Source organism: Pseudomonas spartinae (genome assembly GCF_965197125.1).
Taxonomy (GTDB): domain Bacteria; phylum Pseudomonadota; class Gammaproteobacteria; order Pseudomonadales; family Pseudomonadaceae; genus Aquipseudomonas; species Aquipseudomonas composti_A.
Window position 1 is genome coordinate 202,796 of the sequence record NZ_CBDAMB010000009.1, and the last position, 17,130, is coordinate 219,925.

General features: G+C 52.4%; 14 protein-coding genes and 1 pseudogene. 13 read left to right on the forward strand and 2 right to left on the reverse strand.

Annotated elements, in window-relative coordinates:
- Positions 1 to 10 precede the first annotated feature (10 nt).
- From lgt to ACN8M7_RS19725, 11 genes and pseudogenes are all read left to right on the forward strand, one after another.
- The gene (lgt, locus tag ACN8M7_RS19675; RefSeq protein WP_490261867.1) at positions 11 to 814 is read left to right on the forward strand and encodes a prolipoprotein diacylglyceryl transferase; all 804 of its coding nucleotides are present in this window, start codon (positions 11 to 13) and stop codon (positions 812 to 814) included.
- Positions 814 to 1,338 (forward strand): annotated as a pseudogene (locus tag ACN8M7_RS19680) (thymidylate synthase); the annotation flags it as partial. The gene lgt and the pseudogene ACN8M7_RS19680, both read left to right, overlap by 1 nt.
- A gap of 116 nt (positions 1,339 to 1,454) precedes the next feature.
- Positions 1,455 to 2,687: a tyrosine-type recombinase/integrase gene (locus tag ACN8M7_RS19685; RefSeq protein ID WP_075750478.1), complete on the forward strand. Its 1,233-nt coding sequence runs from the start codon at positions 1,455 to 1,457 to the stop codon at positions 2,685 to 2,687.
- A 23-nt stretch (positions 2,688 to 2,710) separates the two neighbouring features.
- Positions 2,711 to 6,919: a site-specific integrase gene (locus ACN8M7_RS19690; protein ID WP_490261868.1), complete on the forward strand. Its 4,209-nt coding sequence runs from the start codon at positions 2,711 to 2,713 to the stop codon at positions 6,917 to 6,919.
- Complete coding sequence (locus ACN8M7_RS19695; RefSeq protein WP_075750476.1) at positions 6,916 to 9,015, forward strand: tyrosine-type recombinase/integrase; 2,100 nt, start codon at positions 6,916 to 6,918, stop codon at positions 9,013 to 9,015. The genes ACN8M7_RS19690 and ACN8M7_RS19695 overlap by 4 nt, the downstream gene beginning before the upstream one ends.
- Complete coding sequence (locus ACN8M7_RS19700; protein WP_075750474.1) at positions 9,012 to 9,506, forward strand: hypothetical protein; 495 nt, start codon at positions 9,012 to 9,014, stop codon at positions 9,504 to 9,506. Before ACN8M7_RS19695 ends, ACN8M7_RS19700 begins: the two co-directional genes overlap by 4 nt.
- Positions 9,507 to 9,515: 9 nt before the next feature.
- On the forward strand, positions 9,516 to 10,349 hold the full coding sequence (locus ACN8M7_RS19705) for a thymidylate synthase (protein ID WP_075750472.1): 834 nt from the start codon (positions 9,516 to 9,518) through the stop codon (positions 10,347 to 10,349).
- Positions 10,350 to 10,693: 344 nt separating this feature from the next.
- Entirely contained in the window at positions 10,694 to 11,560 is an 867-nt protein-coding gene (locus ACN8M7_RS19710; RefSeq protein WP_156886322.1) for a hypothetical protein, read from the forward strand.
- 739 nt (positions 11,561 to 12,299) lie between these two features.
- Positions 12,300 to 13,505: an SH3 domain-containing protein gene (locus ACN8M7_RS19715; protein WP_075750466.1), complete on the forward strand. Its 1,206-nt coding sequence runs from the start codon at positions 12,300 to 12,302 to the stop codon at positions 13,503 to 13,505.
- A gap of 102 nt (positions 13,506 to 13,607) precedes the next feature.
- Entirely contained in the window at positions 13,608 to 13,964 is a 357-nt protein-coding gene (locus tag ACN8M7_RS19720; protein WP_075750464.1) for a histone-like nucleoid-structuring protein, MvaT/MvaU family, read from the forward strand.
- Between the two features lie 59 nt (positions 13,965 to 14,023).
- Positions 14,024 to 14,383 carry a hypothetical protein gene (locus ACN8M7_RS19725; RefSeq protein ID WP_075750462.1) on the forward strand — a complete coding sequence of 120 codons (360 nt, stop codon included), beginning with the start codon at positions 14,024 to 14,026 and terminating at the stop codon, positions 14,381 to 14,383.
- Positions 14,384 to 14,415: 32 nt separating this feature from the next.
- Here ACN8M7_RS19725 and ACN8M7_RS19730 read toward each other — a convergent pair whose 3' ends face one another.
- Positions 14,416 to 15,222 (reverse strand): TIGR02391 family protein, encoded by an 807-nt coding sequence (locus ACN8M7_RS19730; RefSeq protein ID WP_490261869.1) that lies wholly within the window; start codon positions 15,220 to 15,222, stop codon positions 14,416 to 14,418.
- 76 nt (positions 15,223 to 15,298) lie between these two features.
- Positions 15,299 to 15,970 carry a hypothetical protein gene (locus ACN8M7_RS19735; RefSeq protein WP_075750458.1) on the reverse strand — a complete coding sequence of 224 codons (672 nt, stop codon included), beginning with the start codon at positions 15,968 to 15,970 and terminating at the stop codon, positions 15,299 to 15,301.
- Between the two features lie 186 nt (positions 15,971 to 16,156).
- Between ACN8M7_RS19735 and ACN8M7_RS19740 the strand changes: the two genes are divergently transcribed.
- Together ACN8M7_RS19740 and ACN8M7_RS19745 are read left to right on the forward strand one after the other, a co-directional pair.
- A complete protein-coding gene (locus ACN8M7_RS19740; protein WP_075750456.1) occupies positions 16,157 to 16,729 on the forward strand; it encodes a transglutaminase domain-containing protein in 573 nt (190 codons plus the stop codon).
- A 24-nt stretch (positions 16,730 to 16,753) separates the two neighbouring features.
- Complete coding sequence (locus tag ACN8M7_RS19745; protein WP_075750454.1) at positions 16,754 to 17,029, forward strand: hypothetical protein; 276 nt, start codon at positions 16,754 to 16,756, stop codon at positions 17,027 to 17,029.
- Positions 17,030 to 17,130: the final 101 nt, after the last annotated feature.

Genomic DNA, 17,130 nt, shown 5'->3' on the forward strand with positions numbered 1-17,130 from the left:
GGAGTCCTGGATGCTGCCTTATCCGCAGATCGACCCGGTGGCGATCGCCCTCGGCCCCCTGAAGATTCATTGGTACGGCCTGATGTACCTGGTCGGTATCGGTGGCGCCTGGCTGCTGGCCTCGCGCCGGCTGGAGCGTTTCGATGCGACCTGGACCAAGGACAAGCTGTCCGACCTGGTGTTCTGGGTGGCCATGGGGGTGATTCTCGGCGGGCGCCTGGGTTACGTGTTGTTCTACGATCTGTCGGCGTACATCGCCGAACCGGCGAAGATTCTGCGGGTTTGGGAGGGCGGCATGTCCTTCCACGGCGGCCTGATCGGGGTGATGCTGGCGACCTGGTGGTTTGGCAAGCGCAACGGCAAGAGCTTCTTCGAGCTGATGGACTTCATCGCACCGCTGGTGCCGATCGGTCTGGGTGCCGGGCGCATCGGCAACTTCATCAATGCCGAGCTGTGGGGCAAGGCCAGCGACGTACCCTGGGCGATGATCTTCCCCACTGATCCGCAGCAACTGGCGCGTCATCCCTCGCAGCTGTACCAGTTCGCCCTGGAAGGCGTGGCGCTGTTCACCATCCTCTGGTTCTACTCGCGTAAGCCGCGGCCGACCATGGCGGTGTCCGGCATGTTCGCCGCCTGCTACGGGGTGTTCCGCTTCATCGTCGAGTTTGTCCGCGTGCCCGATGCGCAGCTCGGCTACCTGGCCTGGGGCTGGCTGACCATGGGGCAGGTTCTCTGCGTGCCGATGGTGCTCGGCGGCATCGGTCTGATCGCCTACGCCTACAAGCGCCAGAGCGTGCAGCAAGGAGTTGCCTGATGAAACAGTACCTCGACCTGATGCGCCACGTGCGCGAGCACGGCACCTTCAAGGAAGACCGCACCGGCACTGGCACCTACAGCGTGTTCGGCTACCAGATGCGCTTCGACCTGGCCGAGGGTTTTCCCATCGTCACCACCAAGAAGTGCCACCTGCGCTCGATCATCCATGAGCTGCTGTGGTTCCTCCAGGGCGACACCAACATCAAGTACCTCAAGGACAATGGCGTCAGTATCTGGGACGAGTGGGCCGACGAGAACGGCAACCTCGGCCCGGTGTACGGCTACCAGTGGCGCAGCTGGCCTGCGCCCAATGGTGAGTCCATCGACCAGATCGCCAAGCTGATCGAGATGATCAGAAAGAACCCGGATTCGCGCCGCCTGATCGTTTCGGCCTGGAACCCGGCGCTGGTCGAACAGATGGCCTTGCCGCCATGCCATGCGCTGTTCCAGTTCTACGTCGCCGACGGCAAGCTCAGCTGCCAGCTGTATCAGCGCTCGGCGGACATCTTCCTTTTATGCCCCCGGCAGGATTCCGCACAGTACGTGATGGTTGCGTAAAAAAATTTACCTTCACGGTGAGTTTATTGTGATCTACGATATCTGCACTGTTTGCACAGTGCGTGCTGGAGGTAAATTCGATGAAGGTAGTCGCTGCGAGAAGGGTGGTTCTAGATCTGAGTGAGTCCTTACTGAATGAGGATGGGGCTCAGGTATCAGGTCTTGTGAATGTCACAGGTGGTGCGGTCTTTGATGGCGACGAACGCTTGCTACCTCTGTGCTCGGGGTTCCTCACGCAGCATGCCAAGGAAGAATCCCTTTCGATCACATCGGTAGAGACCTACGGCAAGAACCTGGGTTATGCCCACCAATACCTGAAAGCCCGCCGTGAATTCGCCACCGCCCGCTTAGACGAAGCCTTTCTCGAAGTCAGCAGGAGCTTGCTGACCGAGTACATTGCTCATCTGATTGAGAAAGAAGAGCTATCGACGAAGACGGTGCGCAATCGAGATGCAACTCTACTGTCCTTCTTCGATACCTATCTCTGCGCACCAATTTCTAGTGGGCAGGTCTTACGCACCGATAACCCCTACAAGGAAGGACTGCTTTCGCCCAATCCTAAGAAGAACCTGGTCATTCCTTGCAGTCTCTTGGAGCTTGAAACACTCATTACCAGTAGTGGCTGTGAGCGCGAGCGCTGCGTACTCCAATTCATTTTTGACGCAGGGATTAGGCGCTCAGAGCTGCCTAGGGTCACGCTAGCAGCAGTGAAGAAAGCCCTGGACGCTCAGCGGTATGAGTACATCTCCAGCGGTGATGCACCTCCGCTTCAAATTGACTATTGCTCGCTAGAAATTGCAGGCAGTAAGGGCCGGTCAAACCAGGTGAAGTCGCGTTACACCCTCGTCAGCCGTGCCACCTTGCAGCGGGTTCAGCGGTATCACGCCTCTGTTCTCTACAGGAAGCACGCCCGCAAGTTCAAAAACGACGACAGCACGCCAGCATTCCTGAATGCCCATGGTGATACCTACACGGCGAACTCCGTAAGCAAACTGCTTGAGCGGTTGAGTGCCAGGGCAATCAGGGCCTGCAAGCTGAAAAAGCCCATTTCTCCTCACAAGCTCAGGCATGGCTATGCCTATGCCATTTTGAACAGCCCCGATCTCGGGGTGGACTTTGCAGAACGCCTTTTCATCGCCCAGAAAACGATGGGCCATGCAGACATCTCGACGACCCAGATCTACACCATGGTTCCATTCGATATCTACAGCCGCATTAACGGCTCTGTTGAAGACACCACAACCAAAGCTCAGAACATGCAGGCGCTATCAGATGCGACTCGCTTGAAGATCGGCCTGGGAGATAGCAAGTAATGACAGCGCATGAGCAAGTATTCATGAGCCTCCCGGCTTTGACTGAAATCGAGCAGCGATTGGCTGTATGGACAGCAACAGTCAGTGGCAACCGTAAAGCCCTTTTGGATATCCCGCTTCAGTACACCGATAAAACCACGATTTCTCGCCGATTCATTTCAGAGGCCACTGGTATTCCAGAAGAGCCATTGCGTATCGCTCTGCGTGACCACAGGCATCTCCTGGCAGACCTCGAACAGGAGATGCACCGGGAAGGGATCATCGTCCAGGGCTACAACATTCTCGACAGCGAACAGAGCCGACTGGTGCTGCGCTGGTATGAGCACCTGACGGATGAGGAAAAGCTACAGGTCGAGCTTCGCGGAGACCTGGTTGCGCATATCGGCTACCTCAATCAGATGGAGGCATTCAAAAAGAGCCCGCTTCGCTATCCCTTATACAAGATCAAGCGCGCAGAGATTGCCCAGGATGTCATGCGGCGCCGTGAGCTCGTTGATGCGATTCAACAGAACGAGATTGCCAAGCGTGTCGAGGCGTGGGCGAACAAAGCCCTTGCTTCCAGGCAGGCGCTATTAGACGTGGAGTTGGGAATTAAAGAGCCGCTCGCCATTGCTCCGTCTTACCTTGCGAAAGAGGTGGGTGCAGGCATTGAGCGCATTCAAACTAATGAGTGGTTGACGAGAGTCATACAGGGCATGCAGCGGGAGAACATCATCCTTGCTGGGTACAGCTCTCTGGAGTGTGAGGCGCGCAGGAAGTTACTGCGCTGGTACGAAAACCTCAGCGATGAGCAGAAGCTTGGGGTTGAGGTTTGGAATGGCAAAGTTAGGATGCAAGGATACCTGGATGAGGTTCCTGAGTTGGTGCCCGGCCACAGGCTCTTACCTCTCTACAACGAAACGAGCGGGGAAATTGCAAGCGACGTGATACGTCGTCGTGAAGATCACCAGCGCACGCTGGATCTGATTCCTAAACCGCTAGATCCAATCACTGAAAGCCGACTCCAGCAGTGGTCAGAAGAAGTCGTTAACAGCCGTAGCGCATTGCTGGACGTTGAACTAGGACGTGGTCAGGCTCCAAATATCTCGATCTCCTACCTGTCTGAGCAGATCGGTATTCACCTCGGTAAGGGCCTTGAGCACTCGGCATTACAGAGCGTCATCGACGCTATGGTTAGCGAAAAAATCATTGTGCCGGGATATGGCTCCACAGAGTGCAACCTGAGAAGAATCGTATTGCGCTGGTTCGAGCGTCTGGATGACCGCGAAAAGGCGAGGATTCGCCTATTAAATGGACAAGTAGCCCATGAGGGCACGCTAGATCAGATTGATGGTGTCGGGCTCCACCATCGGAATTATAAGCTGCTGGGCATCACGCGAACTGAGCTTGCCGAAGAAGTTTTAAGGCTTCAGAAGTATTACCCACCTGAAGACAACTCGATCTCATCCCAGGTGCAGAAAAAGCTCTCCCAATGGACTGAATCCGTCCTCGGCAGCCGCGAGAAATTGCTCGAAGTCGAACTGGCTCAGAAAAAGCATCTGGCAGTTTCAGCTACCTACCTGAGTAACCTCATAGGAGTGGGTGTACACGCAGTTTACGGCCTCAATGAGATGCCCGAGATACTTCAGGCCATGACTGATGAAGGCATCATCGTGGAGGGATATAACGTCCTGGATTGCGATAAGCGCCGTAGGCTTCTGCGCTGGTATGAAGGTCTTGATGATCAGCAAAAGCTCATCGTTGAGACCCATGGAGATCAGGTTAAGCATCTTGGCTATCTCGACCAAATTCCAGAGCTTGCGGACATCAATCCTTCCCCCCTGTTCAACCTGACGCGCGCAGAGATCGGTAAGGACGTTTTAAGACGTCGTGCGGAGGTAGCAGCTCCTTCGGCCAGAATGAGAACCGAAGAGATTAAGCGTCGAGTGGATGAATGGCGCAAAGATGTCCTGAGCAGCCGTGAAAAACTACTGAACGTTCAGCTTAACGCCAGCGGCCCCCTTGCTGTGTCAGTGCCATACCTCTCCGAGCAACTTGGCGTAAGTAAGTCGGTGCTGAACAACTACAACGACATGCCCGACGTGATCGAAGCCATGACGCGCGAAAGGATCATCTTGCCGGGCTACATGTCATCTGAGTGCGATAAGCGCCGTAAGCTTCTCCGTTGGTACGAGGGGCTTTCTGAGCAGGAAAAATTCTCCATCCCTCTGTTTGGCAACAAAGTCAAAAAGAAAGGCTATCTGGATCAAATTCCTGGAGTCCGGGAGTTACTCACTAGCTCTATGCACAAACTGATCAACCTGACTCTCGATGAGATCAGTGAAGACCTGGTGCGGCTAGGTGTGGGAGCCAGCGATTACAAAACTGTTGAGGAGCGTGAGCTGGAGAAGGCTCAGACACCTAAAGAGGGAACGGTCAGCTACAAAAAACACTTCTTTGCGTTGCGCGCAGTATCAGTCGGATCAGTGGCTGATTTGGCACAGTCAGCAGATATTCCGTTCACTCCAGTGATGCATTTATTCGCCGCTGCCAGCATGCAGAGTCATAGTGAGTCCGGCCAGTCAAATTATTACGATGCCTGTAAGTGTTTTATCCAGTGCCTCGTTGATGGTGGGCACAACGAAGGTGACTCGGTGCTGACGTTGCTCGGTGAGCACACGCTGACTCGGTTCAGAAAATACCTACAAAGCCTGCTTCAGAATGCACAAATCTCCACGGCAGTGGCCAATACGCATATGAGCGCAGCTCGGAAGATGCTGGAGCGTGCGACGGAGATTAAAGACCTGGGGCTGCACAGCTTTTATCCTGCACTTGGCTTCGATGTAGCGCGTGAAACCGATCTTTACAGCCCATATTCACCTAGTGAGCGCAACCGAATTTCTGAGGCCATACAGGCCGCGATTGCCCATACCCATACTTTGGCCCAACCCTACGTCTGCACCGGGATTGGGCAGGATCCCTACGACGAGCAGGGAAAAGTCAAAGTCGGCATCGCGACGCTCGACACCGCGCGGTGGATTTTTGAGAACAAGTTGGGCTGTGTGCCCATCAACTTCGCCAATCTTGACGTGAATGACAAGTACCACAAGTACTTTAGGAATGTCCTTAACGCCTCCAGCTTATCGATTTATGAAGTCTACGAAAGTTGGGGGGTTCTTTATGACCGCTCTTCAAAAGTACTTGCGCCATACATCGCAAGGCTTGCACAGGTAACTGGCCTCAACGCTGACTCCATTGCGACGCTTCAGTTAGATGACTTTGTTCCTGTGCACCCACTCAGCCAGAGGCCCTGTTTGCGGTATTGGAAAGAAAGGTCGACAGGTGAAAAAGAATACGATCTAGATATTTTCAAAGCCGAGATTTCATGGCTGACTACTAGTCAGGCTAAAGAAATTAAGAAAATTATTGATGACATCACTCTTATAACTTCTGATTTTAGGGGGCAAGCTGATCCGAAGATTAAGAATGATCTTTTCATCTATAAGTCTATTTCACGTAGGTCTTTTGGCGAGATAAAGTCACTCTCGCAGCAAGGTACAATTTTGAATGTTGCCCTTCAGGGTTTTTCTAAAAGGAGCAATTTACTTACAGACGAGGGTGAGCCGCTATCCCTGTCGCCTTCTCGGTTCAGGCCTAGCTTCGTCAGTGAACTGGTCGAAAAAGGCGTCTCTGTTCGCGAAATTCAAATTATGCTTGGTCACGAGTATATTGAAACAACCCTCAAGTACTTGGATCGATTGGACTTAAATCGGGTTGCACGGGAGAAGCTGGATGTTGCGCTTAGAGAAATTCACTCTGAAACCATTACAGATAAACCAGTAGCCGTAGCTCCTGATATTAACAGCGGCAATGACGATAATATTATCTTCAAGACCCCACTTGGTGGGTGCAAGAATATTTTCAATCCGCCAGATTTCATAAAGAAACTGCGCAACTACATTCCTGGTAAACCTTGCTCGCTTTATAATAAGTGCTTGGCTTGCGAGAACAACATGATTACTAAATCGGACTTGCCCGTGTTGTTTGCCATGCGCAGGGATTACTTGCATATACTGCACACTAATCGGGTGGCGGATACACCCTACGGCTATGTGGTTCTTGAAAATTTAAATCTGCTTGAAAATATTTTGGATCCAGAGATTTCTGATTTTACGAAAGAAGAGCTTGAAGAAGCTGAGCGCCTGTCAGAATACGTTGATACTAATATTGCTATCGAAGGGGTTGGGCAATGAGTGAAAAATATATCAACCAGCTAGCCCAATTCCGCACCTGGCGTACTGACTTCCTGCCGGTTCTTGAATCGGCAGTAGAAGGCCTGGCAACCACAAGTGGGGCGGCAGAAAACGCTCTAGAGGCTTGGGGTTACTATCAATCCCTGATGTTAATGCCAGTATCTAAATTGTCGAAATTTGGTGACGCTGTATGGGATTTCAATGCGGACGATCCGCATGCGGCGAGGAACGTGAAGGGCGCAAAGCTAAAAATAGACTTTACCAAATACACAAATCTCAATGCCACGGCAATCTTAGAGGTCAAGGCTGCACTTAATTTTTACTTGCTGGCTCCAGCGGCAGTTGCGGGTGATACCCCACGAAGTAAAAAAACAGTCAAGTACAACACTGCCATTGCGAATTTTGAGAGTGGTCTAAGGTTTGTTGATCGTATGTACGCTTGTGCCATTGAAGAGTACAAGGCGGCTTTCATTTCATCGACTTGCTTTAGTATCTCTCAGCTCGATGATGATATCTATAAAAAAGCGGCAGAGACATTTGAACATAAATACAGCAATGGACTGTCTCGATTCTTTAATATTTTACGATCCCCTTTTTTGAGAGACTCTATATTTGGTAATCCTCTGAGCAATAAAAAGCTCGAATCCTTACCGTGGAAGCTGGAGGATATAGAGGAAGATGAAGATGGCGACGAAGAAACTCTGGCCGACCAAGAGGATGAGACAAATCATCTGCCCAATGACGTTTTCGAGTCAATTTCGAATTACGCATCCTTACAAGTGGTAGATTTTCTAGATGCGCTGAGCTTGCCAGTTCAAGACGCTAATTCTCTGAAGAGACGAAATGTTAAAGGCTTCAGAATGGGCGATCAGTATGGGCTTACCCCTAGACTGATGGAGCTATATACCGTCCTGCGTTTAGGCGCAAAGGGATATGACTATCCGGCAGTCATGCAGCTTCTCGGTGCTGTTCCTGATGGCGTAAGTATTGGCGATAAGCTTGTTTCAAGAGATGCCATCGAGAAGCTGGCAGGTGGTTTGATACATAATGATTTTAGAAAATACTTAAATCTGGTGAATTACAGCTGCTGTTACCTGGTTGCGCAGTATACCGGTATGCGCCCATCTGAGTTGAGTGAGCTCATGGTGGATAGCTGCTTGATTCAGGAGGGGAAGTATTGGCTGCTAGAGTCCAGAGTAATCAAGCATCAGCAAGCAGATCGAAAATTATTCGATGACAAGTGGATTGCCATTCCCATCATCAGGGATGCTATTGAAGCGGCCCGAGTGATTGCGCGTTACAAACAAAGCCCGTATCTGTTTTCTAGTGTGGATACGATAGCGCCAGAAAGTACTTGTATGGCATTGCACTCAGGCGGGATTAAACACCAGTTGCAGAAGCTGTTTTCTGCTGTGCTTACTCAGCAGCAGTATGAGAGTTTAGAGTTCAGTCCATACACTCTACGGCACACGCTTGCATTTCAAATGTATCGGATTGACCTTGGTCTACCCTTCATTTCCCATCAGCTCAAACATTTTGGGGAGATCGTGGGTGGATACGCAGGGAAGGGTGTAAGTAAGGTTACATTGGGTTACGGTGGCATTGGCGACATTATCGCGAAAGGTGGTCGTCACGTTAAAAACCCACTCCGTAGGGAGGCGGAAATTGAAGCCGTCAAGGATTTTTATGACCCTGACGGCGGCTATGCCGGAGTTAATGCGTCTGCGCATAAAGCCCGCAACCAGCAATTCTTTAAAGGTTATATGGCCGCTGGCTACACAAAAGATCAAATTATCGCCGCCATGGCAGATCAAGGTATGGCCATAGTTAACGTCGGGTTAGGCTTTTGCTATGGCAATAAAACCGAGGACTTTGATGATGTTCTGCCTTGCGCAGGGGGGCTTCGTTGCAATCCCAATAAGTGCTCAAACTCTGTTGTAGGCGATGTTCATGCCCCCAAGTGGCGTGAGGTTTATTACCAGAATAAAGCGCTTCTTGATGATCCAATGTATGCAGATCGTCGTGATCAAATTGAAGAGATAATGAAAGAAGCTGCTGGTGTCCTAAAATATCTGGGGCAGGAGGTCGAAGATTGAAGCAGCAAGCATTTGAGGGTCGAAACAGAGAAGACTTCGATCAGAATACAGAGGCATTAAGTATGGCTCTACAGGCCATTGCGTCCGATAAGAAGCTCAAGGCAACCATTAGTGAGCTAAGTCGAGTTTCGGGTATCCATAGAAATACTATTCGTAATAGACGCTGGCCATCTGAGCGATTAGAGGCAATAAAGGAGCAGCGGAAGCTCGAAGAACTAAGACTTAAACTTAATAAAGAAAAGCGACAAGACCCGGTTTCTGTATTGGCGGAAAAGCTAGAAAAAAGTCGTCTTGAAGTAGTATACTGGTTCAATCAACGGAACGAGCTAGAGCAAACTGCTCGTGCATTAGAAATTAGAAGTGGAAATCTAGAAAAGAATCGGGATTTTTATCTTAAGCAGTCCGAGGCAGGTCAGCTTGAAATTAAAAAACTGAAGCTCGAAATCGAGAAGCTCAAGGAAGTCATCTCGGTTCTTGAATCTGAGCGCTGAGGGCTCTATATGAAAGCTTATCAAGATTTACTGTCGGACGTTCTCAATAATGGCGTCCAGAAAGGCGACCGTACCGGCACCGGTACTCTGAGTGTGTTTGGTCGTCAGTTTCGTCATAACCTGGAAGATGGTTTTCCACTTCTCACCACAAAGAAAGTGCACTTTAAGGGCATCGTCAATGAACTGCTGTGGTTCTTGAAGGGTGATACCAATACCAAGTGGCTGAAAGAGAACGGCGTTACCATCTGGGATGAGTGGGCGACTGAGGATGGTGATTTGGGCCCCGTCTATGGCAAGCAGTGGACGGCCTGGCCGACGAAGGACGGCAAGACGGTCAACCAGATTGACTACGTCGTCGATACCCTCAAGAACAATCCCAACAGCCGTCGAATTCTGTTCCACGGTTGGAATGTTGAGTATCTGCCTGACGAGAAAGTCAGTCCTCAGGAGAACGTGAAGAATGGCAAGATGGCGCTTCCCCCGTGCCACCTCCTTTATCAGTTCTACGTTGCCAACAACAAGCTATCGGCTCACCTGCTGATTCGGTCGTCAGACCTGTTCTTGGGCTGGCCTTACAACTGCGCGTCTCTCGCGACCCTGACCCACATGCTTGCTCAGCAGTGCGATCTAGGCGTGGGTGAGATCGTCATCACCATGAGTGATGCGCACATCTACCTGAACCACCTTGAGCAGGTGAAGCTCCAGCTCACTCGTGATCCCAAGCCGCTGCCGAAGCTGAAGATCAAGCGTAAGCCTGACAGCATCTACGATTACTCGTTTGAGGACTTTGAGCTGGAAGGGTACGAGCCGCACCCGGCTATCTCAGCGCCGGTCTCAATCTGACGTGATGGCTGGCCTAGATTCGAACCTCCTCAGCTTCAGCCCTGTGTGGCACTGACTCAGAGGGCTGGAGGCGCGAGCCATAGTGGCGGATGTGCGTGCATGCTATATTCTTTGAACGCTTACACGTATCGAGTTGAGTGGACTCTATGTTTTTGAATCGTCTTGGACGGAAAAGTCATACCGAGAAGGCCAAAGATGATGCCTTCATGCGGGCTATCAAGAGTGTCACTACCTTGATGGTGAAGGACGGTTGCATGTCCATGGATGCATCGGAGCTGGAAGATAGGGTGCGCGCTTCACGAAAAGCAGCCAAGACACTGATTAAGACGGCTTGACGCTGGAATATGGCACTCCTGCTGCTTCTTCCTCTTCTGGTCAGCGGTTACCTTGTTTGTCTCAAAGATCGCTTTATCTATTACAAGCTCCATCGTTATGATGGGCAACTGCTCTATCTTCAGGTTGGCCGTTACGGTATTTACTGCTTCCTTGCAGCGCTGTTAATTGTAGGGCTTGTCTGTGTCCTGCTGTCGCACTCCTGGGGTGGATACTGTGTAGAGGCATGCTCTCAGCTATGTGTTATTCCACCATTTTCGACTGATTTTCTGTCTTACCTAGGTGGTAAGGCAGAGGCAGCCCATCTATTCAACCCTGGAATTGGGCAGTTGGGGGTATTTGCCATCCTCGTTGGCATTGTGACGCTTCTAGTGCCGTCGCTGTGGGCGATACTTAGCTTCCAACTTGTGAAGCATCAGTGCCAAGCCGATGACAGCTCCCAAGTTGACGCCTACATACTCAGGGAGACGGTTTCGCATAGCCCTCTAATGCTGACGCTTGTCGAGGCATTCGCCACAAAAAGCGAAGTTATGATTTCGATGGACGACCGGAAAGTGTATGTCGGTTATATCCAATCAGTAGGTAAACCAACAGAGATTGTCGGGGTAGATCAAGAGGTGGAGTTTCTTCCGTCTGTCAGCGGCTATCGGGACAAGGACACGCTAAAGGTCAATTACACTACTGAATACCCGACCGATACTAAGATCGAGCCGATCTACTTCAAACAAGCGAATATGACCTCTGTAAGCTTATTCAGCCAAGAAATTCGCGCTGCTTTCGATAAGGTGGCGGAGACAGATAACTCTAGGGCTAATCCGATAGAGCAGCACTTGGACTCCTTCATGAAGAAGTTGGCCAAAGCGATCAAAGATAGCTGAGCGTAGAGTGCTCTGGAGTACAAGCTCCTCGCCTATGTCAGGATGCTACATCATCAATGGATATGTTCAGGCACGGTTGCAAGAGTTGAATTTGGTGATTATGAAGCATCTTCGCTGCCGTCTAAATGATTTCACCTGACATACTGGTTGGACGAGAAACTTCACCCAAGCCAGAACGATTTTTTGCCCTCAAGCCCCTGGCATAATCACTGCACCTGCTGCATCTTGCTTTAGCAGGTGAGGGTTTTTCTAGGTGACACGGCTCGCCTAATCTCCAATATCTCATCAACGGCGTCTGCGAGTGGCGTAGCCCCTTCGTTCATGGCTCTGACCTGTCGAACCATGCCAACAGCTGTAACGATTGCGTTCAGCCTGTCTCCGGGAATTTTCTTGGCCATTGCTAGAGTCAGCTCTTCATCGGTGATGTCATACCGTTTGCACCGATCATCTGCCCGAAGCTCACGTTCTGCTCTGAAATGTCGACCCAAGGCCATGGTTATCTCCACTTTGGATGTGTGTATCTTTAGCTTTAGCTGATGCCGTCGCGACTTGCATCCAAGCGGTTCAGGTTTTCGGCGAGTGGTTGTGTCGTTCGTCGTTTACAGGGCCGGATGAGACACTGCCTGGCCAGTTCACGGGGAAGTTATGCAGTCATTGCGGTGGTACGCTTGAGCATCTCCAGTGCAGCTGACACGTCCTTACAGACGTACACGCCATTGACCACAAGCGGCAGATAACGATGAAAAAGGCTTCTGATAGCAGCGATATTCACAATCTGATTGGTTCGGCTGTCAGAGCCCTAGACCCTATCTTGCCTACCGCCAGTCTCGGTGCAGAATTTGCCGCTGCCCAGCTACTGACAGAGCGGGCCAGCACTCAGTTGGCCATGGCCGCTATAGAGCCTCTGAGCACCAAGTATTCAGCAGCGATTGCAGCAGCCAGCGCTTCTATCCGTGACGCCCTAAAGCCCACCATGGCCATGCAGTCAGCATTGGAGCGTATCCGCCCAATCATGGACATGCAGGCTCAGCTCTTTCCTGTCAGCTCAATTGGTGCTGACTTTCGCGCTCAGGTAGCGGGGCTCACTCAGGTTGGTCAGATTGCAAAAGAGATAACCTCAGTACAGTCCCTTCTCAATACCTCGGTACTAGCCGACACCAAGTCGATCCGTGAGATGTTGAGTGTGGTGGAGCCCTTGAGAAGCGCCTCGTTGGTGGCTGCTGAGCTAGCGGCAATTGCAACTGCAAATTCGTTCAGCACCTATCCGAGGATGGCTGAACTGGCCTCAATGGGTTCGTCTCTGTTCAAGATGGGACACCTAACTCAATTCGCAGATATTGAGTGGGACGCTCCTGCATCTAGCCAACTTCTTTCGACAATTGCAGCGGCGGCTGAAACGTTAAAAGAAGCACCTGTATCCGCTCCGCCCCTGGCCGACCTGCCTGATGCCAGCAATGACGGTGACGGCGGGCTTGCCTCCACGCCCCAGCAGCTTCAAGGGGAACTGGCTGACGCTGCCTCGACGGGAGACCTGTCAAAACTAAGCCCAGCGGCGAAGGCGTATTTCAAATGGTTCTGCTGGTTTCTAGGCCTGCTTGCCACCTACCTTGCAGCCCAAAACGCCGTTCGCGAAGAGCTTTGCTTTCTACAACCCAAGATATTGCCTGGCATGACAGCGGGACAGATGGGCAAGACAGTGCGCAGGGCAATGTGCACAGCCGCTTTCATTCCAGACGGTGACTTCCGCTTTGTTCGGGGTGAGAACGTTCGATTTAGAGCAGAGCCCAGCACCAAAGCCACAATACTTCCTATTCATCTGGTCGATGGGCAGGTGCTCGAAGTACTCGACGCCAGTAACCCAGACTGGCTGCTTGTCACTGTCGTTGCTGGGGGTGCAGAGGGTTGGGTTTCAAGAAAGTACACGCGGGTATTCACTCTGAATTAATATGCCTGCATAGAGGGAGTGCCTAACCCTCAGATCTAAACCCCGGACTTAATGGCACACGCTGACCGGGTAGACTCCCTTAATCTTTCATCAGGAATCAGCATGTCGATCATCGCCGAATATAAAGCATTGGAAGCCCAGATCGCCGAGCAGCAAGCCCGCCTCGAAGCCCTCAAAAACGACCAAAAGCTTCAGAAAGAGATCGAGTTTGAAAACAAACTCCGCGCCTTGCTCGCCGACTACAACTACTCGCTGCGCAACGTAATCGCGCTGCTTGATCCGAGCGCTGGTAAGACAGCTGTAGCCCCGGCAAAAGGCGTACGCCGCGAGCGCGCTGTGAAGATCTACAAAAACCCGAACACAGGTGAAGTGGTCGAAACCAAAGGTGGCAACCACAAAGTTTTGAAAGCCTGGAAAGCTGAACACGGTGCCGATGTCGTGGATGCCTGGCTGCAATAAATCCGTTTCGAGTTGATCAGAGGGCCGCTAACGCGGCCCTTTCTATTTTCGGAAGAGATATGACACGTAACGAACAACGAAAGCTCTGGGCGATTGCACTGGAAGAATACGGTGCTGCTGCCTTGGAGCTGAATGTGCTCGGTTGCCTAGAGAGAATTCTGGCCGGCGACCTGGCGCAAGAGCTTCCGAGCCATGTCAGTGCCGAAGGATTGGCTCAGCTGGTGGGGATCCTGCTGAGCAATATCGAGAGCGGGGAGCGACCGCTCCTGGGTGGGCTATGGCCACTGTACCGACAGCATTTCCGTGTGTTGCGATACCTTCAACGCCGGCTGACATTTTCTCTCCTGTCCGACCTCCCCGCAGACCTCGTCCCCAGTGGGATGCTTAGGTTTAAAGCTCAGGCAGATTTCAGCGTCTGAGCCCACGACCCCGCCTCAAGAAAACTCTGCCTTCAGGGTGTCGTCTTGCGAACGCCATCGAGCTTGCGGTGCATGAGCGACACCATGGAGAAGATGTCCAACGCGTCCTGTTCAGACATCGGCCAGTTTGTCTTGGTTGCGTGCGCGAGGGGATTGCGGACTGCGCCGAACAGACCGATCAACAAGTTGGCGAAGCCTTTCTGCTCGCTCTTCTCCGAATCGGTATTCAAGGGCCCCAACGCCAGCAAAGGACGTTCTCCCAAGAAGGCCTTGGTCACCAACTCACCTCCATCGCACCCAAGGCCGGTAAGGTCACGGATTCTCTGTGCGACCCCCTTCGTTGCCTCGAAGACCGCATGAAAGCAGTTGTCGTCCAGCAGCTCGGAGCGGCAGTACTTCAAAACTTCGTCATGTACCGCGCGATCCTCCAACGCCTTCTTGAGTCGACCTGCTCGGGCGCGTGCAGCGTCGAGGGTGGCCGCTCGATCAGTATGACCGACCCTTCCATCCTCCCGTACATAGAAGCCCACGAAGGCCAAGGCAACGTTCAGTTCGCCCCGACGCGCCGCGAATGTCGCGTGGTCTCGGATATAGCTCACCGGGTTCATAGCGGCGTTGATGAATCTGATGAGGTGGTTGCCGACCCCGTGCTGGTTCTGAGCAGCGGCGAGCGCGTTGAACAGACGCTTCCACTTGGTATTGCCAGGGTCTACATCGGGGACGCTGATCTCTTGGAGTAGCCGCCCAATTTGGGTGCCGCTCAAGCCGTGGTCAGTGTGTCCAAGCACTCGGCAAATAGCTTCCAGGTGCTGGGAGCTGAAGGGTGTGATACGACTCATGGCCATCGCTCCATCAGGATGACAAACCGTGGTGGGGGAGGCTACGGCTTTCGCCGCACCTCCGGTGCTGGTTCCCTCAGCCATCCACCATGATTGGGCCGAACATCCCGGTATTGATCACAGCCTCCCAGATCTTCTTCATCTTCTGGCCCGTGTCCTGATTCACGAACAACGACGAGCGACTGCCGTTCGGCTTGCCCAGGAAATAGCCGCGCATGGTTTCCCAGGTCTCGGCCACCTCTGCATGCCTCCAGAACATCAGCTCCCTTTCAAGCAGCAAAGGCATGGCCAGCGAGATCGGAATCATGTTGTCAGGTAGGTGCTTTTCCCATTCGCATTTCACCAGAATGGCCGTTGTTTCTGGGTGGTAGAACTTCACGTCCAACCGTTCGGCACTGATGTGAGCGACACCGCTATAAGGGAGTGCCCGGACTGAATCGATCACGTCCTGGCCATCACTGTAGGGGCACGTGATGAACCCGTGGGCGAAGAACTTCGTATGGTCTAGCCCTTCGTAGCCGCATTCACGGCTCGGCCTTGTGACTGGGAAACGATTGCGGTTGTTGCTGACCAGGGGATGCCAAGTAGGGTAGGCATCCACCACCGGCCCAAGCTCATGGGTAAGATCCCAAAGCGTCTCCTTGGCGTACCTTCTCTCTACGTCATTCGCGTACATGGACGGAGGCACCAGGTAGCGCTCGGCCTCCTCGTAATTGCGTTCTGCTGATTCGTCCGCTCGGAATGCCATTGCTCACCCCATTGCTCTTGATTGGTTGAAATCATGATTCTACAATGCTGCGCATAAATCAACGATATTATGCGCAAATTGTTGATTTCATGATTGTGGTGAGTTGAAATGGCTCTGCGAGGGGGTGTCAGCAGACCTCTTCTATGTCCCGCCAAAACCTGCACGCCAACTCACCAAGGAAGAGCAATGACCGCTACGCTGCTTCGCGACATCATCATTCGCGACCTAGGCCAAGAGGCCTACGCGGACTACGCCAGCTATCAGGAGAATGACCTGGAGCTGATTGCTGAAACGGCAACGCAAACCCTCGCCTCGATTCCCCGTGCGGCGGGCCACTGCGTGATGATCAGTGCGGGCTTCGTTGCAGCTCTGCGGGCCAGTGGGGTGCCTGCTGTCGTCATCCTCGGTGACCTCTTGATCGATGGAAAGCATGTTTTCCGCTGCTACGACAATCTGCCCCGTCCAACGCATGATAATGAGATCGTCGACGCTACCTGGGATGGGCACGCCTGGGTGATGATCGGAGAAAGCATCTGCGATCTGTCGATCTTCCGGACTGCCTACGAGCTCGCGCAGCCGAATCGGCTCAGCGACTACATCCTGAGGTACTTCGGTGCCGGGAAAGGTGCTTTCATGTGCTACCCCCACCAGCTACCGCCTGGGATGGAATTTGTTCCCAAATTCGCCCTAACGGATGACCAGATTTGTGGGTTACTGGATGGGTTGTCATACCAGGCGCGTGCACTACAGCAGCAATAGAGACTGCCCACCAAGGAGGGTGCTGTGAAGGACTACTTCACCGAGATTTTGTATGTGATCGCGCTTTCGAAGCGAACCCAGGTGGCCCTCATTCTGGGTGTCGTTTTCTTTGTGGGCATCAGCTTGGTGGGCGAGTTCTATGTGTCCCGGCTTCACTTCTCTGGCCCGCTCGCTGGGCTGGAGCAAGCCGTCATTCCGAAGCTGATGAAACGTTACGACAAGGTCGCACTCATTGCGCTGATTTCGTTCTGGGTGGTCGCGTTCAAGTGCTATAGGCGTGACAAGCGTCGCTTCCTGTAGCGAGCAGGCACTAGGCTGAGTTGTGACCCTGAAACGGTACGCAATTGACGACCAGCCGCCCTGGATTGTGTGAAGAATCAGAAGCTCCCACCATCCAGGAG